This window comes from Microbacterium hydrocarbonoxydans (assembly GCF_000956475.1).
Lineage (GTDB): Bacteria > Actinomycetota > Actinomycetes > Actinomycetales > Microbacteriaceae > Microbacterium > Microbacterium hydrocarbonoxydans_A.
On the sequence record NZ_JYJB01000008.1, the window covers coordinates 190,376 to 212,617 of the forward strand.

Annotated in this window: 23 protein-coding genes; 19 read left to right on the forward strand and 4 right to left on the reverse strand. The window is 70.3% G+C overall.

Annotated elements, in window-relative coordinates:
- The first annotated feature begins 53 nt into the window (after window positions 1-53).
- The 4 genes from RS84_RS07605 to RS84_RS07620 are packed head-to-tail and all read left to right on the forward strand — an operon-like array spanning window position 54 to window position 3,428.
- Entirely contained in the window at window positions 54-1,013 is a 960-nt protein-coding gene (locus RS84_RS07605) for an ABC transporter permease (RefSeq protein WP_045257186.1), read from the forward strand.
- Window positions 1,010-1,864, forward strand: coding sequence for an ABC transporter permease (locus RS84_RS07610; RefSeq protein WP_045257187.1), 855 nt, complete (start codon window positions 1,010-1,012; stop codon window positions 1,862-1,864). The genes RS84_RS07605 and RS84_RS07610 overlap by 4 nt, the downstream gene beginning before the upstream one ends.
- The gene (locus tag RS84_RS07615; RefSeq protein ID WP_045257188.1) at window positions 1,861-2,667 is read left to right on the forward strand and encodes an ABC transporter ATP-binding protein; all 807 of its coding nucleotides are present in this window, start codon (window positions 1,861-1,863) and stop codon (window positions 2,665-2,667) included. Before RS84_RS07610 ends, RS84_RS07615 begins: the two co-directional genes overlap by 4 nt.
- The gene (locus tag RS84_RS07620; protein ID WP_045257189.1) at window positions 2,664-3,428 is read left to right on the forward strand and encodes an ABC transporter ATP-binding protein; all 765 of its coding nucleotides are present in this window, start codon (window positions 2,664-2,666) and stop codon (window positions 3,426-3,428) included. The genes RS84_RS07615 and RS84_RS07620 overlap by 4 nt, the downstream gene beginning before the upstream one ends.
- Before the next feature lie 49 nt (window positions 3,429-3,477).
- Here the strand turns inward: RS84_RS07620 and RS84_RS07625 are convergent, their stop codons facing one another.
- Window positions 3,478-4,806, reverse strand: a complete 1,329-nt coding sequence (locus RS84_RS07625; protein ID WP_045257190.1) for an HNH endonuclease signature motif containing protein — start codon at window positions 4,804-4,806, stop codon at window positions 3,478-3,480.
- 192 nt (window positions 4,807-4,998) lie between these two features.
- On the opposite strand from RS84_RS07625, the gene RS84_RS07630 reads away from it, so the two are divergent.
- From RS84_RS07630 to RS84_RS07695, 14 genes are all read left to right on the forward strand, one after another.
- Window positions 4,999-5,511 carry a GNAT family N-acetyltransferase gene (locus RS84_RS07630; protein WP_052676273.1) on the forward strand — a complete coding sequence of 171 codons (513 nt, stop codon included), beginning with the start codon at window positions 4,999-5,001 and terminating at the stop codon, window positions 5,509-5,511.
- A 158-nt stretch (window positions 5,512-5,669) separates the two neighbouring features.
- Window positions 5,670-6,338: a sirohydrochlorin chelatase gene (locus RS84_RS07635; RefSeq protein ID WP_045257191.1), complete on the forward strand. Its 669-nt coding sequence runs from the start codon at window positions 5,670-5,672 to the stop codon at window positions 6,336-6,338.
- 158 nt (window positions 6,339-6,496) lie between these two features.
- Window positions 6,497-8,218 carry a nitrite/sulfite reductase gene (locus tag RS84_RS07640; protein WP_045257192.1) on the forward strand — a complete coding sequence of 574 codons (1,722 nt, stop codon included), beginning with the start codon at window positions 6,497-6,499 and terminating at the stop codon, window positions 8,216-8,218.
- Entirely contained in the window at window positions 8,215-8,997 is a 783-nt protein-coding gene (locus tag RS84_RS07645) for a phosphoadenylyl-sulfate reductase (RefSeq protein ID WP_045257193.1), read from the forward strand. The genes RS84_RS07640 and RS84_RS07645 overlap by 4 nt, the downstream gene beginning before the upstream one ends.
- Window positions 8,994-9,908 (forward strand): sulfate adenylyltransferase subunit CysD, encoded by a 915-nt coding sequence (gene cysD, locus RS84_RS07650; protein WP_200891996.1) that lies wholly within the window; start codon window positions 8,994-8,996, stop codon window positions 9,906-9,908. Before RS84_RS07645 ends, cysD begins: the two co-directional genes overlap by 4 nt.
- A 1-nt stretch (window position 9,909) precedes the next feature.
- Entirely contained in the window at window positions 9,910-11,214 is a 1,305-nt protein-coding gene (locus RS84_RS07655) for a sulfate adenylyltransferase subunit 1 (RefSeq protein ID WP_045257195.1), read from the forward strand.
- 87 nt (window positions 11,215-11,301) lie between these two features.
- Window positions 11,302-12,321, forward strand: coding sequence for an aliphatic sulfonate ABC transporter substrate-binding protein (locus tag RS84_RS07660; RefSeq protein WP_045257485.1), 1,020 nt, complete (start codon window positions 11,302-11,304; stop codon window positions 12,319-12,321).
- Window positions 12,321-13,160 (forward strand): ABC transporter ATP-binding protein, encoded by an 840-nt coding sequence (locus RS84_RS07665; protein WP_082062086.1) that lies wholly within the window; start codon window positions 12,321-12,323, stop codon window positions 13,158-13,160. Before RS84_RS07660 ends, RS84_RS07665 begins: the two co-directional genes overlap by 1 nt.
- Window positions 13,150-14,055: an ABC transporter permease gene (locus RS84_RS07670; protein ID WP_045257196.1), complete on the forward strand. Its 906-nt coding sequence runs from the start codon at window positions 13,150-13,152 to the stop codon at window positions 14,053-14,055. The genes RS84_RS07665 and RS84_RS07670 overlap by 11 nt, the downstream gene beginning before the upstream one ends.
- Window positions 14,052-14,891 carry a uroporphyrinogen-III C-methyltransferase gene (gene cobA, locus RS84_RS07675; protein ID WP_082062087.1) on the forward strand — a complete coding sequence of 280 codons (840 nt, stop codon included), beginning with the start codon at window positions 14,052-14,054 and terminating at the stop codon, window positions 14,889-14,891. The genes RS84_RS07670 and cobA overlap by 4 nt, the downstream gene beginning before the upstream one ends.
- A 34-nt stretch (window positions 14,892-14,925) precedes the next feature.
- On the forward strand, window positions 14,926-16,329 hold the full coding sequence (locus RS84_RS07680) for an FAD-dependent oxidoreductase (RefSeq protein WP_045257197.1): 1,404 nt from the start codon (window positions 14,926-14,928) through the stop codon (window positions 16,327-16,329).
- Entirely contained in the window at window positions 16,326-16,655 is a 330-nt protein-coding gene (fdxA, locus tag RS84_RS07685; protein WP_045257198.1) for a ferredoxin, read from the forward strand. The genes RS84_RS07680 and fdxA overlap by 4 nt, the downstream gene beginning before the upstream one ends.
- Window positions 16,648-17,571, forward strand: a complete 924-nt coding sequence (locus tag RS84_RS07690) for an NAD(P)/FAD-dependent oxidoreductase (protein ID WP_045257199.1) — start codon at window positions 16,648-16,650, stop codon at window positions 17,569-17,571. Before fdxA ends, RS84_RS07690 begins: the two co-directional genes overlap by 8 nt.
- 39 nt (window positions 17,572-17,610) lie before the next feature.
- Entirely contained in the window at window positions 17,611-18,285 is a 675-nt protein-coding gene (locus RS84_RS07695; RefSeq protein WP_045257200.1) for a hypothetical protein, read from the forward strand.
- Window positions 18,286-18,291: 6 nt separating this feature from the next.
- Here the strand turns inward: RS84_RS07695 and RS84_RS07700 are convergent, their stop codons facing one another.
- Window positions 18,292-18,753 carry a DUF3817 domain-containing protein gene (locus RS84_RS07700; RefSeq protein ID WP_045257201.1) on the reverse strand — a complete coding sequence of 154 codons (462 nt, stop codon included), beginning with the start codon at window positions 18,751-18,753 and terminating at the stop codon, window positions 18,292-18,294.
- A gap of 125 nt (window positions 18,754-18,878) precedes the next feature.
- Between RS84_RS07700 and RS84_RS18905 the strand changes: the two genes are divergently transcribed.
- Window positions 18,879-19,787 carry a helix-turn-helix transcriptional regulator gene (locus RS84_RS18905; protein WP_082062088.1) on the forward strand — a complete coding sequence of 303 codons (909 nt, stop codon included), beginning with the start codon at window positions 18,879-18,881 and terminating at the stop codon, window positions 19,785-19,787.
- 205 nt (window positions 19,788-19,992) lie between these two features.
- Here the strand turns inward: RS84_RS18905 and RS84_RS07710 are convergent, their stop codons facing one another.
- Window positions 19,993-21,195 (reverse strand): MFS transporter, encoded by a 1,203-nt coding sequence (locus RS84_RS07710; RefSeq protein WP_045257202.1) that lies wholly within the window; start codon window positions 21,193-21,195, stop codon window positions 19,993-19,995.
- 119 nt (window positions 21,196-21,314) lie between these two features.
- Window positions 21,315-22,223, reverse strand: coding sequence for an RNA polymerase subunit sigma-70 (locus RS84_RS07715; RefSeq protein WP_045257203.1), 909 nt, complete (start codon window positions 22,221-22,223; stop codon window positions 21,315-21,317).
- Window positions 22,224-22,242: the final 19 nt, after the last annotated feature.

The following is a 22,242-nucleotide window of genomic DNA, read 5'->3' on the forward strand; positions in this document are numbered from 1 at the left end:
TGCCCTTCCCGGGCGCTGTCCACGAGGCGTCGTCCGTTCCTCCCATTTGGCCCATGCTCTCCTACCTGATCCGCCGCTTCGCGTTCCTCCTGGTGTCGCTCGTCGTCGCCATGATCGTGATCTTCGTGCTGCTGCGCCTGCTGCCGGGTGACCCCGCGAACGCGCTGCTGTCCGTCAACGCCACGCAGGAGCAGATCGCGGCGGCGCGGGCACAGGTCGGATCGGATCAGCCGCTGCTGCAGCAGTTCCTCACCTGGGCAGGTCACATGCTGCGCTTCGACCTGGGCAGCAGCTACATCTCGACCCTGCCCGTGTGGCCCGAGATCTCGGCGCGTCTGGTCGTCACGGTGCCGCTCACGCTGCTCGCGTTCGCCCTCGCGCTGGTGCTCTCGCTCCTCCTCGGCATCACCGCGGCCGTGAAGGCCGACCGCTGGTACGGCGCGCTGCTGAGCGGATTCGCTCAGCTCGGCATCGCGGTGCCGGTGTTCTGGGTCGGCATCATCCTGGTCTGGATCTTCGCGCTCGGTCTCGGCATCCTCCCCTCCGGCGGGTTCCCCAGGGACGACTGGGAGGACCCGGCCGATGCGCTGCGCTCCCTGACGCTTCCGGTGATCACCGTCGCCCTCGTGATGAGCGCCTCCCTGAGCCGCTACGTCCGGGCCGCCACGCTCGATGTGCTGGGCAGCGACTACCTCCGCACCGCTCGCGCGGGCGGCTCCGGGCTCGGCGAGGCGCTGCTGAGGCACGGCCTGCGCAACGGCGCCGTGCCGGTGATCGCGGTGCTCGGCATCGAGCTGTCGACGACGCTCCTGGGCGCGGTCGTCGTCGAGAGCGTCTTCACCCTGCCCGGTCTCGGCAGCATGCTGCTGAAGGGCATCGAGCAGCACGACTTCGCGAACATCCAGGGCGTGCTCGTGGTGAGCACGCTGTTCGTGCTTCTGGTCGGCTTCCTTGCCGACATCGTCCAGCGCCTGGTCGATCCGCGGCTGCGTGCCAGGGTGGCCGCCCGATGACCGCCATCGTGGAGCAGGTGACGGATGCCGCGCCTCGACGCCGCCCGCATGCGACCCTGATCCTGGGGCTGTGCTTCACCGGCGCGATCGCGGTTCTCGCCCTGGTCTCGCTGTTCTGGCTGCCTTTCGATCCCTCCGACATCAGCGGAGGGCGCCTCGAGGGGCCGAACGCGGAGCATCTGCTCGGCACGGACAAGCTCGGGCGCGACCTGTTCACCCAGCTCATGATCGGGGCCCGCATCGCGCTCGTCGTGGGCACGGCATCCGTCGCCCTCGCCGCTGTGCTCGGCGTCGCGATCGGCCTGACCGCCGCGTTCGCACGGCCCTGGGTCGACGACTCGCTCTCGGCGACGCTGGACGTGATCATCGCGTTCCCCGTGCTGCTGCTGGCGATGCTCGTGGTCGCCGTGCAGGGGGCGTCGCTGTGGTCAGCGATCCTGGCGATCGGGCTCGCGATGTCGGCGGTGGTCGCGCGTCTCACCCGCATCCTCGCCCGCCGCGTCCTGCACGAGCAGTTCATCACCGCGGCGCGCACCAGCGGCACGCGTCTGCCCGGCATCATCGCCTTCCACGTTCTGCCGAACATCGCACCGACGCTCGGGGTGAACCTCGCTCTGCAGTTCGGCGCCGCGGTGCTCGCCGAGGCGAGCCTGTCGTATCTCGGGCTGGGGGCACCGCCGCCAAACGCCTCGTGGGGGCGCCTGCTGCAGGAGGCGCAGGGCACCGTGCTCACCGCTCCGGTCGGGGCGATCGCTCCGGGCATCGCGCTCGTCGTGCTCGTGCTCGGCGTGAACTTCATCGCCGACGGCCTGCGCGACTTCGCCGACCCGACCCGCAGGAGGAGCCGATGAGCCATCTCGAGGTCGCGGGCCTCACGGTCACCGCCGGGGGCCGTCGCCTGGTCGACGATGTCTCATTCTCGGTCTCGGCCGGAGAGCGTGTCGGCGTGATCGGCGAGTCGGGCTCTGGCAAGTCGGTCACTTCGCTCGCGGTGACGGGTCTCCTCGGCGGAGGGCTGACGGCATCCGGCTCCGTGCTGCTCGGCGGAACGCAGGTGATCGGCGCGCCAGACCGGATGCTGCGGCCGCTGCGCGGCCCTGTGGCCTCGGTGCTGTTCCAGGAGCCGCTCACGGCGCTCGATCCGCTGATGCGCGTCGAACGGCAGATCGCCGAGCCGATCAGGCGCCACCTCGGCCTTCGGGGTGCGGCGCTGAAGGATGCCGTGCGCCGGGCTCTCGACGACGTGTCGCTGCCCGATCCGCGCATCGCCAGGGCCTTCCCGCACGAGCTCTCCGGAGGGCAGCGCCAGCGCGTGGCCACCGCGATCGCCCTCGCCGCGTCGCCGAAGCTGCTGATCGCCGATGAGCCGACGACGGCTCTGGACGTGACGGTGCAGGACGAGATCCTCGCGCTGCTCGATCGTCTCGTCGCCGAGCGCGACATGGCATTGCTGTTCATCAGCCACGATCTCGCTGTCGTCGCGCGGATGACCGATCGCGTGATCGTGATGCGCCGGGGCGTGGCTGTGGAGCAGGGGCCGATCGCCGAGATCGTCGGGGCGCCCCGGCATCCGTACACGCAGGGCCTGGTGTCGAGCGCCCGGGCTCTGGACTCGGCGCTCGACGCCCCTGCGACGTCAGGGGAGGCGCGATGACGGCCCTCCTCGAGCTGCGGGATGCGCAGTTCTCCTACGGCCGGCGCACGGTGATCGACGGCGTCACGTTCGGCGTCTCGGCCGGCCAGGCACTGGGCCTGGTGGGCGAGTCGGGGGCTGGCAAGTCGACGATCTTCTCGCTGCTGCTGGGCCTCGCGGCTCCCCGCTCTGGCGGGGTGCTGTTCGACGGTGCACCGCTGGACCGGCGCGACCGGCGGCTCATGCGGCGCTTCCGCGCCGAGGTGCAGACGGTGTTCCAGGATCCGTACTCCTCACTCGATCCACGTCAGCGCATCGATCTGATCGTCGGCGAGCCGCTGCGTTCGCTGGCGATCTCACGCGGTGCCGAGGCGCGGCAGGCGGTGGCGGAGGCTGTGGGGGCCGTGGGTCTCGATGAGGACGTGCTCGGCCGTTACCCGCATGAGTTCTCGGGAGGTCAGCGTCAGCGCATCGCGATCGCGAGGGCGATCGTCTCCAAGCCCCGGGTGCTGCTCGCCGATGAGCCGGTCAGCGCGCTGGACGTGACCACGCGGATCCAGGTGATCGAGCTGCTGTCGCGCCTGCGTGCGGAGACTGGCATGGCGCTCGTGATGGTGTCGCACGATCTGAGCGCGGTCGCCGCGCTGTGCGAGCGCACGGTCGTGCTGCAGGGCGGCCGCGTCGTCGAAGAGGGGACGACCAGGAACATCCTCGACGCGCCGACGACGGCGTACACGCGCACCCTGGTGTCGGCGATCCCGCGGTTGCCGCGGGAAGTCTGAACTCGTTTCGCCTGCGAACCGCGGTCTCTGACGGACAGGGGCCCCTTCCTCAAAAGGGCGGCTCAGGTTCGGGGTCTTCCGTGAACGTGACCGTGTTCACCGGCGGTGGGCGGTCGATGTACACCTGGCCGGTGGGGCTCGTCCACGAATAGACGCCGCCCTCGAGGTGTTCGACGTGCCATGGGGTGTGATGCTTCAGGACATGGTGTCTTCGGCACAGCGCACCGAGGTTGGCGTGGGTCGTCGCGCCACCGAGGGCATGGTCGACCGTGTGATCGAGATCGCTGTCCCGAGCCGGCATGCCGCATCCGGGGAATCGACACCGTTGATCGCGAGCCTGGAGGTGTCGCCTCAGGTCGGCGGACGGCCGATAGCGGTCGACCGCGAGCACGCCAGCGGTGATGGGGTGGGTGAGCACGCGATCCCATCCGGACGCCGCACCCGCCAGCGCCTTCGCCGTCGAGAGGTCGATCGGGCAGCGGCCGTTCAGCTCGGCCGGCGTGCTGTCCACGCCAGCGAGGCTGAGCGCCGGCACTGTGACCGACACGGTCGCGGTGATCGCGGCGAGGAGCCCGTCGGGAGTGTCATGCCCGGCGGGAGCGCCGGTGAGAAGAACGTCGAGAGCGAGATCGCAGCGGACCTCGTCGAGCGTGCGAGTGTCAGACGCAGGCTCAGGATCTGCCGCAGATGCGCCCGACGCGGCAGGACCGAAAGACGCGCCCGGCGACGATGGACCAGCCTGCAGCGCTCTTCCCATCGCAGTGATCCGGTCGAACGCGCCGTGGATCAGGGCCGCCGGACCGAAGACACCCAGCTCGGCCATCCCATCAGGATGCTCTCTCACCCAGACCCGACGCTTCGCCCGAGCATCCTTGTGCCGGTCGTCGAGACTGCGCGACTCGAACCGCTCTGCGACCCGCCGGGCCATCCGGCCTACCCGATTCGGCGACTCCGTCTCGGCGAAGCCGATGATCTGCTCGGAGTAGGCGTCACGGCCGGCCGGGTCGTCGAGATGCTCGCCGGCCTCGACGATCACACGCGCATGCCCGGCGCTGATGCGGCCCGCTCCCTGCGCCTGCCACACGCGCGGGAATCGCTCGACGAGGTACGACGCCTCAGCCATGCGACGCTGCACCGTCCGGTCGGACACGCGCAGCGCGGCACCGAGCTCCGCGGCCACCGTGCGAATGGTCAGGTCGCCGAAATCCTCATGGCCGGCTTCGTCGGCGACCTGCATCGCCAAGCGGGACGCTGTGGCGAGGATGCCGTCACGCACAGCCTGCATCTGACCGATGGTGCGCTCGACCTCGACGAGCATGCCGGTGAGCGCCCCGAGCGCATCCACCTGCTCGATCGTCGCGCCCACCAGTGCCGTCATACCTTCATCATGCTCGGGGCCACCGACATTGCCGCCCTGATCAGAGGCGGAAACCGGCCATGAAGATCACGGAATGGCAACAAGACAATCCACCCCGGGATCGGGCTCTAGGTGAGCGAGGCCGAGCATCGTACCGAGGAAGGAACATGCCGCCCTGCGAGGGCATGAGCGCGGTCCGCCTACCATCGAGCCATGTCGATCCGCGCCCTCCGAATACGCGCTGCTTCTCCTGAAGATGCGGACGGGATTGCGGCTGTCCACACCGACTCGTGGAGGGAGACCTACAGCGGACTGATCCCGGACAGGTACTTCGATGCCACGGCTCTCGAGCACCGGAGGCGCATGTGGGCGCATATCCTCAGGCTCGATCCCGCGCCGGGACGGATTGTCGTCGCAGAGCGCGACGGGCGCGTAGCCGGCTTCGCGTTCGCCGGATCGGCACAGCATCCCGACGCGAGGAAGAACACCGAACCTGCACGCGACCTTCATCTCTTCTCGATCTATCTCCTGGCCGATGAGCACGGCGCAGGCGCCGGACATGCACTGCTGGAGGCCACGATCGGACAGAACCCGGCTCAGCTCTGGGTGATTGGCGCCAACGAACACGCGCGTCGCTTCTATGAACGGCACGGTTTCGAGCCGGACGGCTGCATGGTCGAGGACCCTGAACTCAACGGGATCGTGGAGTTCCGAATGGTCCGATGATGAGGCCGTGGCGACGTTTCGTCTCGCTGCGCTCGCTCAACGGCCGCGGGGGGCGTAACCGCGGCGCGGGCGCCTCATTGGCCCGCGGGAGCTTCGGCTCGGCCAGCAGCAGCCCCGCACGAAACACCACGGTCACACACACCCTTTAGAGTCGCTGCATGGCCCGCCCCACCCTCCTCGCCGTGTCTCACGGCACAGCCGACGTCGACGGCGCCGCGGCGATCGCCGCGCTCGTCGCCGAGGTGCGCGCAGCCCTGGCCGACGTCGACGTGATCGAGGCGTTCGTCGACGTGCAGCAGCCGGATGCCGCCGAGCTCGCGCCGCAGCTCGACGGACCGCTCGTGATCGTGCCCCTGCTCCTCTCGAGCGGATTCCACGTGCACCACGACCTGCACGGCATCGCCACGGCGCGACCTTCCACGGTCATCGCCGACCCGATGGGCCCGGATCCGCTCCTCGCCGAGGTCCTCGCCCAGCGCCTCCCCGCCGGCGACGATCCCGTCATCCTCGCCGTGGCTGGCTCCCGCGATCCCCGGTCGCTGACGGATGCCGAAGGCATGGGCGCGCTTCTCACACACCATCTGGGCCGCGCCGTGCACCTCGCCTACCTCGCCGCGCGGCAGCCCGACCTTCCGACGGCTCTCGCGGAGCATCCGAACGCCGTCGTCTCGACCTACCTGCTCGCGCAGGGCTACTTCTTCGATCTGGCCCAGCGCCAGGCGGCCGACCGGGCGCTCACGATGCCGCTCCTCGACGGCGGCCCCGTACCGCAGCCCCTCGTCGACCTCGTCGTCGCCCGCTACGAGGCGGCGGCCGCACAGCTCTGACCTGCGCAGCACAGAACCCCGCCGAGCACCAGACCCCGCCGTCATATTTCACGTTGCGTGACGTCATATGACGCTCCTTGACGTCACGTGTCCTCTCGAGTTCTTGAACGGGGTGCAACGTCCTTAGCGTGATGCGAAGCCATCCCAGGGAGCAGTGCATGACCATTCAGCAGCCGACGCCGATCCGCGGCGCTCGAACGCGCACCGCGCGCGTGCCCACGAAACCCCACGGACAGTGGGCGGTCGACGGCAACGAGCCCCTGAACGGCAACGAGGAGTGGAAGCTCGACGACAACGGACTCAACGTCCGGGAGCGCATCGAGAGCATCTACGCGCAGGGCGGCTTCGAGAGCATCGACCCGACCGACCTGCACGGGCGCTTCCGCTGGTGGGGCCTCTACACGCAGCGCAAGCCCGGAATCGACGGCGGCCGCACCGCCCAGCTCGAGCCGCACGAGCTCGAAGACGAGTACTTCATGATGCGCGTGCGCATCGACGGCGGGCAGCTCACCACCGAGCAGCTCCGCGTGATCGGCGAGATCTCGACCGAGTTCGCGCGCGACACCGCCGACGTCACCGACCGCCAGAACGTGCAGCTGCACTGGGTCGAGGTGCAGAGCGTGCCCGAGATCTGGCGCCGTCTCGAAGCCGTGGGGCTCAGCACGACCGAGGCGTGCGGCGACGTGCCGCGCGTCATCCTGGGCTCCCCCGTCGCCGGCATCGCGGCCGACGAGCTGATCGATCCGACGCCGCAGATCCGCGAGATCGCCGACCGCTTCATCGGCGATCGCAGCCTGTCGAACCTGCCCCGCAAGTACAAGACGGCGATCACGGGCCACCCGAGCCAGGACGTGGTGCACGAGATCAACGACTGCTCCTTCGTCGCCGTCGAGCACCCCGAACTCGGCATCGGCTACGACCTGTGGGTCGCGGGCGCGCTGTCGGTGGTTCCCCGCCTCGGCGAGCGCCTCGGCGTCTTCGTCACCCCCGACCGGGTGGCCGACGTGTGGCACGGCGTCACCCAGATCTTCCGCGACTACGGATACCGTCGGCTGCGCAACAAGGCCCGCCTGAAGTTCCTGCTCGCCGACTGGGGAGTCGAGAAGTTCCGCGAGGTGCTCGAGACGGAGTACCTCGACAGCCCGCTGCCCGACGGCCCCGCGGCCCCCAAGCCCACCAGCATCGGCGATCACGTCGGCATCCACGCGCAGAAGGACGGCCGGTTCTTCGTCGGCGCGGCCCCGCTCGTCGGCCGCGTCTCCGGCTCCACGCTCACGGCGCTCGCGAACCTCGCCGAGGCGCACGGCTCGCAGCGCATCCGCACGACGCCGCACCAGAAGCTCCTCGTCCTCGACATCGAGGAGAGCCGCATCGAGAGCCTCGTGAAGGGACTCGACGAGATCGGGCTGTCGGCCCGCCCCAGCCTGTTCCGCCGAGGCACGATCGCCTGCACCGGCATCGAGTTCTGCAAGCTCGCGATCGTCGAGACCAAGGTCAACGCCGCGAAGGCGATCGAGCAGCTCGAAGAGCGCCTCGGCGCGCTCGAGCCCGAGATCGGCCGCCCGATCACACTGCACGTGAACGGATGCCCGAACTCCTGCGCCCGCATCCAGACCGCCGACATCGGCCTGAAGGGCCAGCTCGTGCTGATCGACGGCGAGCAGGTGCCCGGCTACCAGGTGCATCTCGGCGGCGGCCTCGCGAACGTCGACCGCGAAGAGGCCGGTCTCGGCCGCACCGTGCGCGGACTCAAGGTGCCTGCCGACGGCATCGCCGACTACGCCGAGCGGGTCATCCGCCGCTATCTCGCCGACCGCGAGAGCAGCGACGAGACCTTCGCGGTCTGGGCGCACCGCGCTGATGAGGAGGCCCTGCAATGAGCCCTTCGACACGCTCAGGGACCCAGGCCGCGTCATCCGGCGCCGTCCCCGTGTCCATCCGCCCCGCCCGGCGCACGGCCTCGGAGCTCAAGGCGCTGGCAGAGCGCGGCAACGCCGAGCTTCGCAGCAGGCGGCCCGACGAGGCGAGCCCGGCAGAGGTCGTCGCGTGGGTCGCCGAGAACTTCGCCGTCGCACAGGCGGCCGTCGCGTGCTCGATGGCGGATGCTGCGCTCCCGCACCTGGTCGCGCAGAGCCTCCCCGGGGTCGACGTGCTCTTCCTCGACACCGGCTACCACTTCGCCGAGACGACGTTCACCCGCAACGAGGTCGCAGAGAGCCTCGACGTGAACATCGTCGACGTGAAGCCCGAGCAGACCGTACGAGAGCAGGACGCCGAGTACGGCAAGAACCTGTTCGAGCGCGATCCTGGCCTGTGCTGCCAGCGCCGCAAGGTCGAGCCGCTGCAGCGCGCCCTCGGCGAGTACGAGGTGTGGTTCACGGGGGTGCGCCGCGAAGAGGCGCCCACCCGCGCGGAGACCGAGCTGATCGTCTGGGACGAGCGCAACGGCCTCGTGAAGGTGAACCCGGTCGCGGCGTGGACCTTCGACGACCTGATCGACTACGCCACCGTGCACGAGGTGCCGGTGAACCCGCTGGTCGCGAACGGCTACCCGTCGATCGGCTGCGCCCCGTGCACGAAGCAGGTCGCCCCCGGCGAGGACCCCCGGTCCGGCCGCTGGGCGGGCCTGTCCAAGACAGAATGCGGACTCCACCTATGAGCATCGCCACCCGGACCCAGAGCCTCACCGCCCTCGACCAGCTCGAGGCCGAAGGCATCCACATCATCCGCGAGGTCGTCGCCGAGTTCGAGCGCCCCGTGCTGCTGTTCTCCGGCGGCAAGGACTCGGTCGTCGTCCTGCACCTCGCCGCCAAGGCCTTCGCCCCCGGCAAGGTCCCGTTCCCGGTGCTGCACGTCGACACCGGCCACAACTTCCCCGAGGTCATCGCGTTCCGCGACGAGACCGTCGCCCGCCTGGGTATCGACCTCGAGGTCGCCCGCGTGCAGGACTACATCGACGACGGCCGCCTCGCCGAACGTCCAGACGGCACCCGCAACCCGCTGCAGACGCAGCCGCTGCTCGACGCGATCGCGGCAGGCAAGCACGACGCGGTGTTCGGCGGAGCCCGCCGCGACGAGGACAAGGCGCGCGCCAAGGAGCGCATCATCTCGCTCCGTGACGAGTTCGGCCAGTGGGACCCGCGCAATCAGCGCCCGGAGCTGTGGAGCCTGTACAACGGCCGCCACCTCCCGGGTCAGCACGTGCGCGCCTTCCCGATCTCGAACTGGACCGAAGCCGACATCTGGAACTACATCGACCGCGAGAGCATCGCACTGCCGCCGCTGTACTACGCGCACGAGCGCGAGGTCTTCCGCCGCGACGGCATGTGGTGGGCGGTCGGCGAGTTCTCCCAGCCCCGCACGGGCGAGGACGTCGTGCGCCGCACCGTGCGCTACCGCACGGTCGGCGACATGAGCTGCACGGGGGCGGTGGAATCGGATGCCGCGACCACGGCATCCGTCCTGGCCGAGGTGCTGCGCTCGACCCTCACCGAGCGCGGCGCGACGCGCGCCGATGACCGCATCAGCGAAGCCGCCATGGAGGATCGCAAGAAGGACGGGTACTTCTGAGATGAGCACCGCAATCGACACGAAGACGCTGTTCCGCTTCGCCACCGCGGGCTCCGTCGACGACGGCAAGTCGACCCTCGTCGGCAGGCTCCTGCACGACGCGAAGGCGATCCTCGCCGACCAGCTCGAGCAGGTCGCCGCGACCAGCCGCCAGCGTGGCTTCGCGCACGGGGACTTCGACTTCGCGCTGCTCACCGACGGCCTGCGCGCCGAGCGCGAGCAGGGCATCACGATCGACGTGGCGTACCGCTACTTCGCGACCGACCGGCGCAGCTTCATCCTCGCCGACTGCCCCGGACACGTGCAGTACACGCGCAACATGGTCACCGGCTCCGCGACCGCCGACGCCGTGATCGTGCTGGTCGATGCGCGCAAGGGCATCGTCGAGCAGACCCGCCGGCACCTCGCGGTCGTGTCGCTGCTGCGCGTCGCTCACGTGATCATCGCGGTGAACAAGATCGACCTGATCGACTTCGACGAGAACCGCTTCGTCGAGATCGAGCTCGAGGCGGCACGCGTCGCCGAGCAGCTCGGCCTCAGCGGCATCCACGTGCTGCCCGTCTCCGCTCTCGAGGGCGACAACATCGTCGACCGCTCCGAGCGCACCCCCTGGCACCAGGGCCCGACCCTGCTCGACCTGCTCGAGTCGCTGCCCACCGCGGTCGAGGTCGAAGACGCCGCATCCCCGTTCCGTCTGCCCGTGCAGCTCGTGCTGCGTCCGCAGGGCGGCCTCTCTCCCGAGATCGCCGACCCCGAGCGCTACCGGGACTTCCGCGGCTTCGCCGGGCGCATCGCGTCGGGAACCGTGAGCGTGGGCGACGCCGTCGATGTGTTCCCCGGCGGCCACACCACCACGGTCACCGGCATCCACATCGCGGGGCAGGAGGCGGATGCCGCCACCGCCGCCCAGTCGGTGACGCTTACCCTCGCCGACGAGATCGACGCGGCGCGCGGCGCCGTGATCGCGGCATCGGGCACGGTTCCCGCGGGCCGCCGCGAGGCGGTCGTGGAGCTGTTCCAGCTCGATCCCCGATCGACCACCGCCGGCAGCAAGGTCCTCGTCAAGCACGGCACCGCGACCGTGCAGGCCCTGATCTCCGAGGTCATCGACCGGCGCGACCTCGAGACGCTCGGACACCACGACGCCGAGACCCTCGCCGTGAACGAGATCGGCCGCGTGCGCCTGCGCTTCGCCGCCGATCTGCCCCTCGAGCCGTACGCGCAGAGCCGTGAAGGCGGCTCGCTCGTGCTCATCCACCCCGCCGATGGTGCGACGCTCGCCGCCGCCACCGTCGCCAGGGACTGACCTGCAACACCCCTGACTCGCTAAGGAGGCGAAACCGTGAAGATCAACCGCACCACCACCGCTCTCACCGTCCTGGGGCTCACCGCGATGATGCTCGCCGGCTGCGCCTCGGCATCCGCCGATCAGGGATCCGGCGATGCGAAGGGCGACGACCTCGCCGAGGTGCGCCTGGGCTACTTCGCCAACGTCACGCATGCGCCTGCGCTGGTCGGCCTCTCCGAGGGGCTGTTCCAGGATGCTCTCGGCGACGTCGACCTGAAGACCGAGGTCTTCAACGCCGGCCCGGCCGCGATCGAGGCCCTCTCCGCCGGCGCGATCGACGCGACCTACATCGGCCCGAACCCCGCGATCAACACCTTCATCCAGTCGGGAGGCGAGTCGGCGAACATCATCGCCGGCGCCACGTCGGGCGGTGCCGCGCTGGTCGTGAACGACAGCATCCAGGACGCCTCTGACCTCAAGGGCAAGAACATCGCGACCCCGCAGCTCGGCAACACGCAGGACGTGGCGCTGCGCAGCTGGCTCGCCGACGAGGGCTTCGAGACCTCGACCTCCGGCGGCGACGTCACGATCACGCCGACCGAGAATGCGCAGACGCTGACGCTGTTCCAGGACGGTCAGCTCGACGGCGCCTGGCTCCCGGAGCCCTGGGTGTCGCGTCTGGTCGTCGAGGCCGGCGCGCACGTGCTCGTGAACGAGGCCGACCTGTGGCCCGACGGGAACTTCCCGACCACGGTGCTCCTGGTGCGCAAGGACTTCGCGAAGGAGCACCCCGAGGTCGTCGAGGAGCTGCTCGAGGGGCACATCGCCTCGGTGGCGTGGCTCGACGAGCACGCCGACGAGGCTCCGGCCGTGATCAACGACGCACTCGAAGAGGCGACGGGCAAGAAGCTCTCCGACGAGGTGCTCGCCCGAGCGCTCGAGAACGTGACGTTCACGGTCGACCCGCACGCCGACGCCTTCGAGACGCTCGTGAAGAACGGGCTCGCCGCCGGCACGCAGAAGGAGGGCTCGATCGACGGGCTCTTCGACCTGGCCCCGCTGAACAAGCTCCTGACGGATGCCGGTGAGGACACCGTGTCAGCCGCAGGGCTCGGGGAGGACTGATGAGTGCGCCCGCGGGCAAGACGGCGGATGCCGCGGCATCCGTGACCCGGCTGACGCCGAGCTTCGACGGCGTCACGCCGCTCGCCGCTCCCGCGCCCGCCGTCGACCCCGCGGTGCGCATCTCCCACGTCACGAAGCGCTACGGCGCAGGCCCGATCGTCCTCGATGACATCTCGCTCGACATCGCGCCCGGTGAGTTCGTGTGCCTGCTGGGCGCATCCGGCTGCGGCAAGTCGACGCTTCTCAACCTGATCGCCGGGCTCGAGAAGAAGACGGCGGGCAGCATCGAGACCCCGGCGAGCGGCGCATCCGTGATGTTCCAGGAGTCGGCGCTGATGCCGTGGCTCACCGCCCGGCAGAACGTCGAACTGGCGCTGCGGCTGCGCGGCGTGCCTCGCGCTGAGCGCCGGGAGGAGGCGCTGCGCCTGCTCGGCACCGTGAACCTCGCGGAGGCCGGCGACAAGCGCCCCCATGAGCTCTCCGGCGGCATGCGTCAGCGCGTGGCGCTGGCCCGCGCCCTCGCGCAGGACCGCGACGTGCTGCTGATGGACGAGCCCTTCGCGGCGCTCGACGCGATCACCCGCGACCTGCTGCACGAAGAGCTCGAGCGCGTGTGGCGCGCCACCGGCCGCACGATCGTCTTCGTCACCCACAACGTGCGCGAGGCCGCTCGTCTCGGTCAGCGCGTCATCCTGCTCTCCAGCCGTCCAGGCCGGGTGGCCGGCGAGTGGCACATCGCGAACACGCGCGGCCGGCGCATCGAATCTCCCGAGGTCGCGGCGCTCGCGACCGAGATCACTGCCGAGCTGCGGAAGGAGATCGCCCGCAATGCCTCTTGACACCGAGAACAGCGCCCCGAGCACGATGAAGGGCGACGACCTGGCCACGCTCTCCGCCGGACTCGACAGGCTGCAGTCCGACGAGGTACAGCGCACGCCGCGCTGGCGCGATCTTCTGGGCAAGACCGTGCCGCCCATCGTGCTGCTGCTCGTGCTGCTGGGCATCTGGCAGCTCTACATCGTGATCGCGAGCCCTCGACCGGACAAGGCGCCGAGCCCTACCGCCGTCGCCGGAGCCCTCGGAGACGCCTGGGCGTCGGGCCGCCTGCAGGAGGCGGTGCTGACCAGCCTCGAGCGCGGCGTGATCGGCTTCCTGATCGCGATCGTCGTCGGCACCGCTCTCGGGATGCTGCTCGCGGAGTGGCGGCTGCTGCGTCGCGCGGCCGGTCCTCTCATCTCCGGCCTCACCGTGCTGCCCTCGGTGGCGTGGGTGCCCGCCGCGATCATCTGGTTCGGCCTGACGGACGCCACCGCCTATTTCGTGATCCTGATGGGCGCGATCCCGTCGATCGTGAACGGGCTGCTCTCGGGCATCGACCAGGTGCCGCCGCAGCTGCGCCGGGTCGGCATCGTGCTCGGCGCGAGCCGCTGGCAGCTCGCGACCTCGGTGACGCTTCCTGCGGCGCTGCCCGGTTACTTCGCCGGTCTCAAGCAGGGCTGGGCGTTCTCGTGGCGCTCGCTCATGGCGGCCGAGATCATCACGGTCGGCGGGTCGATGGGCTTCGGCCTCGGCACGATGCTCAACCAGTCGCGCGAGCTCGCGGACCTCGCGAGCGTGCTGGCCACGATCCTGCTGATCCTCGCGATCGGCATCGTGATCGAGCTGGCACTGTTCGGCCCGCTCGAGCGACGGATGCTGCGCAACCGCGGACTGCTCCTGGGAGCAGGGCGATGACCGGACGCGTGGCTCTCGTCGGCGCCGGCCCCGGCGACGCCGGGCTCCTGACCGTACGCGGCCTGAAGGCGCTGCAGAGCGCCGACGTCATCGTCGCCGATCGCCTCGGGGCTCGTGCCGTGCTCGAGCAGCTCGCTGCGGAGGGCATCGCGCTGCCGGCCGAGGTCATCGACGTCGGCAAGCTCCCCGGCCACCACCCTGTGCCGCAGGACGGCATCAACGAGCTGCTGGTCGAACTCGCCCGCGCGGGCAAGAACGTCGTGCGGCTCAAGGGCGGAGACCCGTTCGTGTTCGGCCGCGGCCGCGAAGAGCAGCTGTTCTGCGAGGAGCACGGCATCCCGGTCGAGGTCGTGCCCGGCGTCACGAGTGCGATCTCGGTGCCCGCAGTGGCCGGCATCCCGCTCACGCACCGCGGTGTCGCGACATCGTTCACCGTCCTCAGCGGCCACGATCAGATCGACCGCGTCCCCGGCGGAGCCGGCCACACGGTCGTGCTGCTGATGGGCGTGAACACGCTCGGCCACTCCGCGCATGTTCTCGCGGCAGGCTCGCGCGGCGCCGACTGCCCCGTCGCGATCGTCGAAGACGGCTACGGCGAGAACCAGCGTGTCACGATCGGCACGCTGGGCACGATCACCGGGCTCGCCGCCGAACGACAGGTGCGCTCCCCCGCGGTCATCGTCATCGGCGACGTCGTGCGGCTCAGCCCTCAGGCCGGGCCGCCTGCCCTTTCCACCACCGAGAAGAAGACGCACTGGACCGAGGCCCTCACCGCGGGCCTCGCCGTCGACACCGGCCTCGTCCAGGTCGTCGAGTCCTCTCTCACCACCCGCTGACCTCCCGTCCTGCTGATCCACCGAAAGATACGTCATGTCATCGACCTCTCTGTCCCTGCGCGTCGCGATCGTCGGCGCGGGTCCCGCCGGAATCTATGCGGGCAACCTCCTCGCCAACGCCGTCGCCGCTCGTGAAGGCAGCGGCACGGTCGAGATCGACCTGTTCGAGTCGCTCCCGGCGCCCTACGGGCTGATCCGCTACGGCGTCGCGCCCGACCACCCCCGCATCAAGGGCATCGTGAACTCGCTGCACGAGATGCTCGACGCGTTCCCGGACGAGGATGCGGCGCGCCGCACGATCCGCTTCATCGGCAACGTCGAGGTCGGCCGCGACATCTCCCTCGAGGAGCTGCGCGAGCGCTACCACGCGGTGATCCTCGCGACCGGCGCGATCCGCGACGCCGCGCTCGACATCCCTGGTGTCGACCTGCCCGGCTCCTACGGCGCCGCCGACTTCGTCGCCTGGTTCGACGGCCACCCCGACGTCGCGCGCACCTGGCCCCTCGAGGCCTCGTCGGTCGCGGTGATCGGCAACGGCAACGTCGCGCTCGATGTCGCCCGCGTGCTCGCCAAGCACGCCGTGGACCTGCGCACCACCGAGATCCCCGACAACGTGCTCGCGGGCCTCGAGTCCTCCGCCGTCACCGACGTGCACGTGTTCGGCCGCCGCGGCCCCGCCGACATCAAGTTCACCCCGATCGAGCTGCGCGAGCTCGGCGAGGTGAACGACGTCGACATCGTGCTGCACGACGAGGACTTCGACGGCGTCGACCCGGCATCCGCCACGAACAACCAGCTCAAGGTCATGCTGCGCACCCTGAACAGCTGGCGCGATCGCCCCGCGGGAACGGCCTCCCGCCGCCTGCACCTGCACTTCTGGCACGCGCCCGTGGAGATCGCAGGCGACGGCAAGGTCGAGAGCATCCGCTTCGAGAGGACGCGGACGGATGCCGAGGGCGCCCTGGTGCGCACGGGAGAGTTCCGCGACTACGACGTGCAGGCCGTGTACCGCGCGGTCGGCTACTACGGCACCCGCGTCGTGGACGCCCCCTTCGACGAGGCGCGCGGGGTGATCCCGAACGAGGGCGGACGCGTCGACGGCGAGCCCGGGCTCTATGCGACCGGCTGGATCAAGCGCGGGCCTGTCGGCCTGATCGGCCACACCAAGTCCGATGCGCTCGAGACCATCACGAACCTGATCGCGGATGCCGAGGCGGGACTGCTCGGCGCGCCGACCTCGGAGGAGGATGTCCTCGACGTGCTCGACGCGAGCGGTACCGAGTACACGACGTGGGACGGCTGGCTCGCCCTCGACGCGCACGAGCGCGCGCTCGGGGAGAGCCACGTGCACACCCGCGAGCGCGTCAAGGTCGTGCCGCGCGAAGAGCAGGTCTCGGTGTCGCGCGACGCTCAGAGCGAAAGCGCACTCGTCCGATGACCTACGTCATCGCGCTCCCGTGCGTCGATGTGAAGGATCGTGCCTGCATCGACGAGTGCCCCGTTGACTGCATCTACGAGGGTGAACGTTCGTTGTACATCCATCCGGATGAGTGCGTGGACTGCGGTGCGTGCGAGCCGGTGTGTCCTGTCGAGGCGATCTACTACGAAGATGATCTGCCCGAGGAGTGGGCGGACTACTACAAGGCGAATGTCGAGTTCTTCGACGAGATCGGCTCTCCCGGTGGCGCCGCCAAGACCGGCGTGATCGCGCACGACCACCCCATCATCGCCGCCCTCCCGCCCCAGGACGGCGGTCATGACTGAGCCCTACGATGTCCTGATCATCGGAGGAGGGCCCGCCGGCCTGTCGGCGGCGCTCAACCTCGGCCGCTCGCTCGTGCGCGTGCTGGTGGTCGACGCCGACCGACCGCGCAACGCGGCGACGCTGAACTCGCACGGCTTCCTCACCCGCGACGGAGTGCCGCCGCACGAGCTGCGCAAGATCGCGCGGCAGGAGCTCGCGGCCTATCCGAACGTCGAGATCCGCTCGCGCGTGAAGGTGACCTCCCTCACGCAGACGGCCGACGGCTTCACCGCCGGGATCGGCCGCACCACGGCGACCGAGACGGCCGAGGCACACTCGGTGCTGCTCGCCACCGGCCTGCGCGAGACCCTGCCCGAGGTGCCGAACCTGCGAGGCTTCTACGGCATGAGCCTGTTCAGCTGCGCGGCGTGCGACGCGTGGGAGCTGCGCGGCAGGCGCATGGCCCTCATCGGCGAATCCGCCGACCTCGCCGACCGTGCACGCTTGATCGGGCGATGGACCGAGAGCCTCACCGTGTTCACGAACGGCTCCGACGCGGTCACCACCGCGGAGGAGGCAGAGCTCGCCGCCGCCGGAGTCAGCGTGCTCCGGCATCCCATCGTCGAGCTCGTCGGCGAGCGCGGCCGTCTCGAGGCGATCCGCCTGTCCGATGGCACGCAGGTCGACGTCGAGGGCGGCTTCGTACGCCCAGAGTGGGAGACCGATCTGTCGTTCCTCGACGGGTTCACGGCATCGGTCGATGGTCACGGGCACCTCGTGACCGACCGCTCGGGCCGCACCGATGTCCCCGGCCTGTACGCCGCCGGCGACGCGGCCGCACCCGGTCCGCAGCAGCTCATCGTGGCGGCGGGCGCAGGCGCGCGCGTGGCGGCCGTGATCGTGCACGACACGATCGGCGTCGCGACCGCGCATTGACCCTCTCGCCCGGGCCGCTTCGGAGATAGGCTGACCCGCATGACGCGTACATCGGGGGGCCGTCTCGCAGCGGCGATCATCGTGGGACTCGCGGTGCTGCCGCTGAGCGGCTGCCTGTACGCGCAGATCCCCGAGCATCCGCCCACCGATCAGGATCCGATCACGACCGACGAGCCGATCGACGAGCCCACGGACGAACCCGCTGACGGGCTGCCCTCGTCGATGAGCTTCGATGACGGTGCGGATGTGCCGTCGACCGCCTACATCGAATGGGCTGACGGGTTCTTCGCCGATGACGGCTGGAAGATCACGAAACCCGACGACGGGAACGGCGGCTGGGCGTACGGCACGATCGACGACGTGTGCATCGCGCAGTTCTGGCAGGGCGACATCTCGAGCCTGCCCCTCGTCGACGGCGACGACAGCGCCAGCTCCGATGCCGTGCTGGCCTACGTCCTGGGCGATTCGACCACCGCGGCCGACATCACGCCTCTCGCCGGGACCGTGCAACTCGGATACGGCGCCGGAGGCGCCCCCTCGCTCGACGCGCGTCAGGTCGTCGGGGCCGACGACGGGCGCGACTGGTACATCACGGCACGTGCCTTCACCGCGACGGGATACGGCGTCTACCTCATCACCGACTGCACCGGGGGAGACATCGCCGCGACCTTCAGCGAGATCGTCGAGAAGAACCCGGTCGTCATCACGCCGTGACGCGGGTCACTTGCCGCCGGGAGGGCCCACGAGCAGCAGGATGACGTAGAGCGCGACGACCGCGACGGCGATCAGCGCGCCGAGCGCCCACGGCCGGCGCAGGAACCAGCGCATCAGCCGATCGAACCACGTGCGGTCCCTCGGATCGTCGGTCTCGGCGAGGCGCCAGTCGCCCGCGAGGCGGCCCGTGCGGTGCAGCCAGATCTCAATCGGGATCGTCGCATAGGGCACGATCGCGCTCGCGACCGCGAGCACCGCCGTCCCGATCCTCCAGCGGTTGTTGAGCGCCACGAGAATCGCCGTGGCGCCGTAGGCGAGGAAGACGAACCCGTGGATGCCGCCGCCGATCGTGACGACGATCGCCGGCACCCCCACGGCGCGGGCGATGAGGGCTGCGATCAGGATCGTCCAGGTGATCCCCTCGGCGATCGCGAGGGCGCGGTACAGGCGGGATGGCTGAGTGAACACGGAGCTCCTGAGGTCGGGTGATTCCACGTTAGGCGAGGGCGCGGCATCCGAAATCCATCGAACGGTTGAGACGGATGCTGCGGACCTCAGGGAATAGCGCAGGATCGCCGGACGTTGCCGAAGGCATGGTGACCGTCGACCCCGAAGCCCTCTCGCAGGTGCTCGGCGCGATCGACCTCCGGGTCGGCGTCGGCCGCCGTGAGCACCTGAACGAGAACAGCCTGCTCGCCCTCGCACCCGGCGACGCGGTGCTCGTGTACGTCGCGGAGGGCGCGGTGCGCGGTATCCCCCCGCTCGATTCCGGATGCCGACTCGACGTCGACCGCGAATCGCACCGTGTCGAGGTCGACGCGCGCACGAGCCCCGCCACCCTGCGCACCGGCGATGCGTTCCTCACCCTCGGCGACGGCGCTGTCGCGCTCGAGGCGCAGGAGGCGACGAGCCTGATCGTCGTCGCTCTCGAGCTTGCGGCGCCGGCGCCTGCCGTGAGCGCGGCGCTGCCCGGCTACATCACCGTGACCGGCTTCGATGTGCTCGAGCCGGCCGCAGCCGCGCTGGTCGAGAGCATGGGGCCGGTGGCCCCGTCGTCACGACCTGCGCGACAGAGCGACCCGCTCATCTGCCGCCTCATGGCGACCACGGTGCTGCTCTCGGTGATCCGCGCCTGGGCCGAGAACGGCTGCGCGCCCGAGGGCTGGCCGCACGTCTCGAAAGACCCGTTCCTCGACCGCGTGATCGAGGCGATCCACGAGGCACCCGGACGCGAATGGACCGTCGAGCGTCTGGCCGGCGTCGGCGCCATGTCGCGCTCGGCCTTCGCCGAGCGCTTTCGCAGCACGGTCGGCCGCTCTCCCGCCGACTACGTCACCGAGGTGCGCATCGATGCCGCGAAGCGGATGCTCGAGGCGGGGCGCTCCGTGTCGGAGACCTCGCGCGAGCTGGGGTACGCCTCCGACGAGGGCTTCAGCCGCGCGTTCCGCCGTCGCACCGGCATGAATCCGAGCGCCTGGCGCCGGCTGCCCGTTCCCGCATAGCCGGGGCCGTCCGGCATCCGCCCCGGGCGTCCGTCCCCCCGGCGTCCGCCCCCGGCGTCCGTCCCCGTGTGGAAAGTCGGACTCACGGGGCGACACGCCGTGTTCCGGGGGGCGGCGCATCGGCGTGTCATCCGTCGGGTCCGACTTTTCGCACGGCACGGAAGCGCCTGCGCGGGGACGCGTGCGCCGACGCCGGGCGCGTGCGCTACGCGGCGCCCTGCACCCGCACCCGGTTCGACAGCCCGAACAGCACGGCGCCGACCACGAGCATCGCCGCCCCGATCGTGTAGACGACCTCGACGCTGAGCATGTCGACGAGCAGCCCGCCGAGTCCGGCGGCGATCGTGATCGCCAGCTGGAAGCCCACGACCACCAGGCTGCCGCCGGCCTCCAGGCGGTCGGGCATCCGGTGCCCGACCCACGTGTTCGCGACGATCAGCCACGATGAGAAGAGGAAGCCCCACACCAGCACGACGATGCCGACGCCAATCACGGTGCCCGAGAGCACGATCACCGAGATCACGGCAGCCGCGATCACGACCGGCACCACGACCGACAGGAACACGAAGGTGCGGTCGATCACGAGGCCGATCACGATGTTCCCGATCAGGCCGCCGAGTCCGAACAGCGCGAGCAGCACGACGATGGTCGACGCGTCGACGTCGGGGATGCGCTCGAGCGCGAGGCGCACGTAGGTGTAGGCGAGGAAGTGCCCGAGCACGACGGCGACGTGGCCGATGAGCCCGAGACCGATGCCGGGGCGGCGCACGGTGTCGACGAGCAGACGGATGCTGGACGCCTGCGCCGCGGGCACCGACGGCAGCGTGAAGCGCAGCGCGACGGCGAGCGCCACCATGAGCACGCCGGCGAGCGCGAACACGAGGTGCCAGTCGACGAGCTCCGCGAGCATGACGCCGAGGGGAACGCCGGCGACCGTGGCGAGCGAGACGCCCGCCGAGGTGAACATGACCCCGCGGCCGAGGCGCTCTGGCCCGGCGAGCGTGGCGGCGACCGTGATCGACATCGACCAGAACGCGCTGATCGCGGCACCCAGCAGGAATCGGGCGGCGAGCACGAGCACGAGGTTCGGCGCGATCGCGACGAGCAGGTTCGAGACGGCCGCGGCGAGCGCCATCCACACGAGCAGCGAGCGCCGGTCGAGCCGCGGGAAGATCAGGCCGATCGTCGGCGCCACGACCAGGCCGACGAGCGCCGTGATCGTCACGGTCTGCCCGGCCTGCCCCGGCGTGACGCCGAGAGACGCGGCCATCTCGGTGAGCACGCCGTTCGGCAGGAACTCCGCCGTCACCAGCAGGAATCCCATGAGCATGAGCACGATCAGCCCGCCGTATCGCATGCGGTCGGCGCTCGCGACGGGGGCTGTGGGAACAGGAGCGGTGATCGTCATGCATCCAGCTTCGCAGCGAGCGGATGCCGTCGCCCGACCGGCCGTCCACGGCATCCGACCGATCGTCCGGCGTGCCGGATGCCCGGGGGCTCGCGCGGAGGCGGGAACCCGCCCGGATGTCAGCGCAGGAACCTGACGACTCCGTCGACGGTGGCCCCGTCGACGGCCGCGACGACCATCAGCAGACCCCGGTCCTCGCCGTCGAGCAGACAGCGGAAGACCGGATGCCCGCCGGCCCAGCCGGCCGGCTCGACCTCGTATCGCGCGCCGCGACCGGCGGCGCTCGCACGAAGGAATCCCCCGATCGCAGCCCTCCCGTCGAAGCGGTGCGGCGCCGGAGGCATCGCGAGCCAGGAGCGATCCGTGAGAAGTGCGAGAACCCCGTCCACATCGTCGGCGGCATAGGCCCTGGCCAGCCGTTCGGCCAGCTGCAGCTCATCCTTCGACGCAGCGAGCGGGGCGATGGACGGCATCGCGGCACGCGCGCGCTGCAGCAGCCCCTTCACCGCGGTGGGAGACGATTCCAGCATCTCGGCGCACTCGGCCGCCGTGAAGTCGAGCACATCGCACAGGATCAGGGCCGCTGTCTGACGGGGCGGGAGGGAGTTCAGGGCGCACAGGAAGGCGTACTCGAGACCGCTCCGGACCTCCAGCGGGTCATCGGCCGACGGCGCGGAGTGGGGAAACGGCTCGCACCAGGTCACGCGCTTCATGCGGCTCGGGGCGGGGGCGTCGAATGGCGGCAGCGGAGCAGCCGGAGGGCGCCTCGCACCGGCGCGCACCGCGTTGAGGCAGCGTGACGTCGCGATCCGGTAGAGCCAGGTGCGCAGCGACGACCGCCCTTCGAAGCCGGGCAGGGCCTGCCAGGCCGAGAGCAGCGTGTCCTGCAGCGCGTCTTCGGCGTCGTGGAGCGAGCCGAGCATCCGGTAGCAGTGCACCCGCAGCTCGTGCTCGTAAGGGCGCACCAGCTCGGCGAACCCGTCGTCGCGCGGTCGTGCCAGCCAGCTGCCCTCATCCGCGCGGACCATGCAGTCATGATGCCACCGT

What these genes read in the sequence shown, in the direction of transcription:
- RS84_RS07610 (WP_045257187.1), top strand. Translation starts at nt 1,010, where the DNA reads ATGACCGCCATCGTGGAGCAGGTGACGGATGCCGCGCCTCGACGCCGC.
- RS84_RS07640 (WP_045257192.1), top strand. Translation starts at nt 6,497, where the DNA reads ATGACCATTCAGCAGCCGACGCCGATCCGCGGCGCTCGAACGCGCACC.
- cobA (WP_082062087.1), top strand. Translation starts at nt 14,052, where the DNA reads ATGACCGGACGCGTGGCTCTCGTCGGCGCCGGCCCCGGCGACGCCGGG.
- RS84_RS07680 (WP_045257197.1), top strand. Translation starts at nt 14,926, where the DNA reads ATGTCATCGACCTCTCTGTCCCTGCGCGTCGCGATCGTCGGCGCGGGT.
- RS84_RS07670 (WP_045257196.1), top strand. Translation starts at nt 13,150, where the DNA reads ATGCCTCTTGACACCGAGAACAGCGCCCCGAGCACGATGAAGGGCGAC.
- RS84_RS07645 (WP_045257193.1), top strand. Translation starts at nt 8,215, where the DNA reads ATGAGCCCTTCGACACGCTCAGGGACCCAGGCCGCGTCATCCGGCGCC.
- RS84_RS07665 (WP_082062086.1), top strand. Translation starts at nt 12,321, where the DNA reads ATGAGTGCGCCCGCGGGCAAGACGGCGGATGCCGCGGCATCCGTGACC.
- RS84_RS07655 (WP_045257195.1), top strand. Translation starts at nt 9,910, where the DNA reads ATGAGCACCGCAATCGACACGAAGACGCTGTTCCGCTTCGCCACCGCG.
- RS84_RS07615 (WP_045257188.1), top strand. Translation starts at nt 1,861, where the DNA reads ATGAGCCATCTCGAGGTCGCGGGCCTCACGGTCACCGCCGGGGGCCGT.
- RS84_RS07605 (WP_045257186.1), top strand. Translation starts at nt 54, where the DNA reads ATGCTCTCCTACCTGATCCGCCGCTTCGCGTTCCTCCTGGTGTCGCTC.
- RS84_RS07630 (WP_052676273.1), top strand. Translation starts at nt 4,999, where the DNA reads ATGTCGATCCGCGCCCTCCGAATACGCGCTGCTTCTCCTGAAGATGCG.
- cysD (WP_200891996.1), top strand. Translation starts at nt 8,994, where the DNA reads ATGAGCATCGCCACCCGGACCCAGAGCCTCACCGCCCTCGACCAGCTC.
- RS84_RS18905 (WP_082062088.1), top strand. Translation starts at nt 18,879, where the DNA reads ATGGTGACCGTCGACCCCGAAGCCCTCTCGCAGGTGCTCGGCGCGATC.
- RS84_RS07690 (WP_045257199.1), top strand. Translation starts at nt 16,648, where the DNA reads ATGACTGAGCCCTACGATGTCCTGATCATCGGAGGAGGGCCCGCCGGC.
- RS84_RS07620 (WP_045257189.1), top strand. Translation starts at nt 2,664, where the DNA reads ATGACGGCCCTCCTCGAGCTGCGGGATGCGCAGTTCTCCTACGGCCGG.
- RS84_RS07660 (WP_045257485.1), top strand. Translation starts at nt 11,302, where the DNA reads ATGATGCTCGCCGGCTGCGCCTCGGCATCCGCCGATCAGGGATCCGGC.
- RS84_RS07695 (WP_045257200.1), top strand. Translation starts at nt 17,611, where the DNA reads ATGACGCGTACATCGGGGGGCCGTCTCGCAGCGGCGATCATCGTGGGA.
- RS84_RS07715 (WP_045257203.1), bottom strand. Translation starts at nt 22,223, where the DNA reads ATGGTCCGCGCGGATGAGGGCAGCTGGCTGGCACGACCGCGCGACGAC.
- RS84_RS07635 (WP_045257191.1), top strand. Translation starts at nt 5,670, where the DNA reads ATGGCCCGCCCCACCCTCCTCGCCGTGTCTCACGGCACAGCCGACGTC.
- RS84_RS07625 (WP_045257190.1), bottom strand. Translation starts at nt 4,806, where the DNA reads ATGACGGCACTGGTGGGCGCGACGATCGAGCAGGTGGATGCGCTCGGG.
- fdxA (WP_045257198.1), top strand. Translation starts at nt 16,326, where the DNA reads ATGACCTACGTCATCGCGCTCCCGTGCGTCGATGTGAAGGATCGTGCC.
- RS84_RS07710 (WP_045257202.1), bottom strand. Translation starts at nt 21,195, where the DNA reads ATGACGATCACCGCTCCTGTTCCCACAGCCCCCGTCGCGAGCGCCGAC.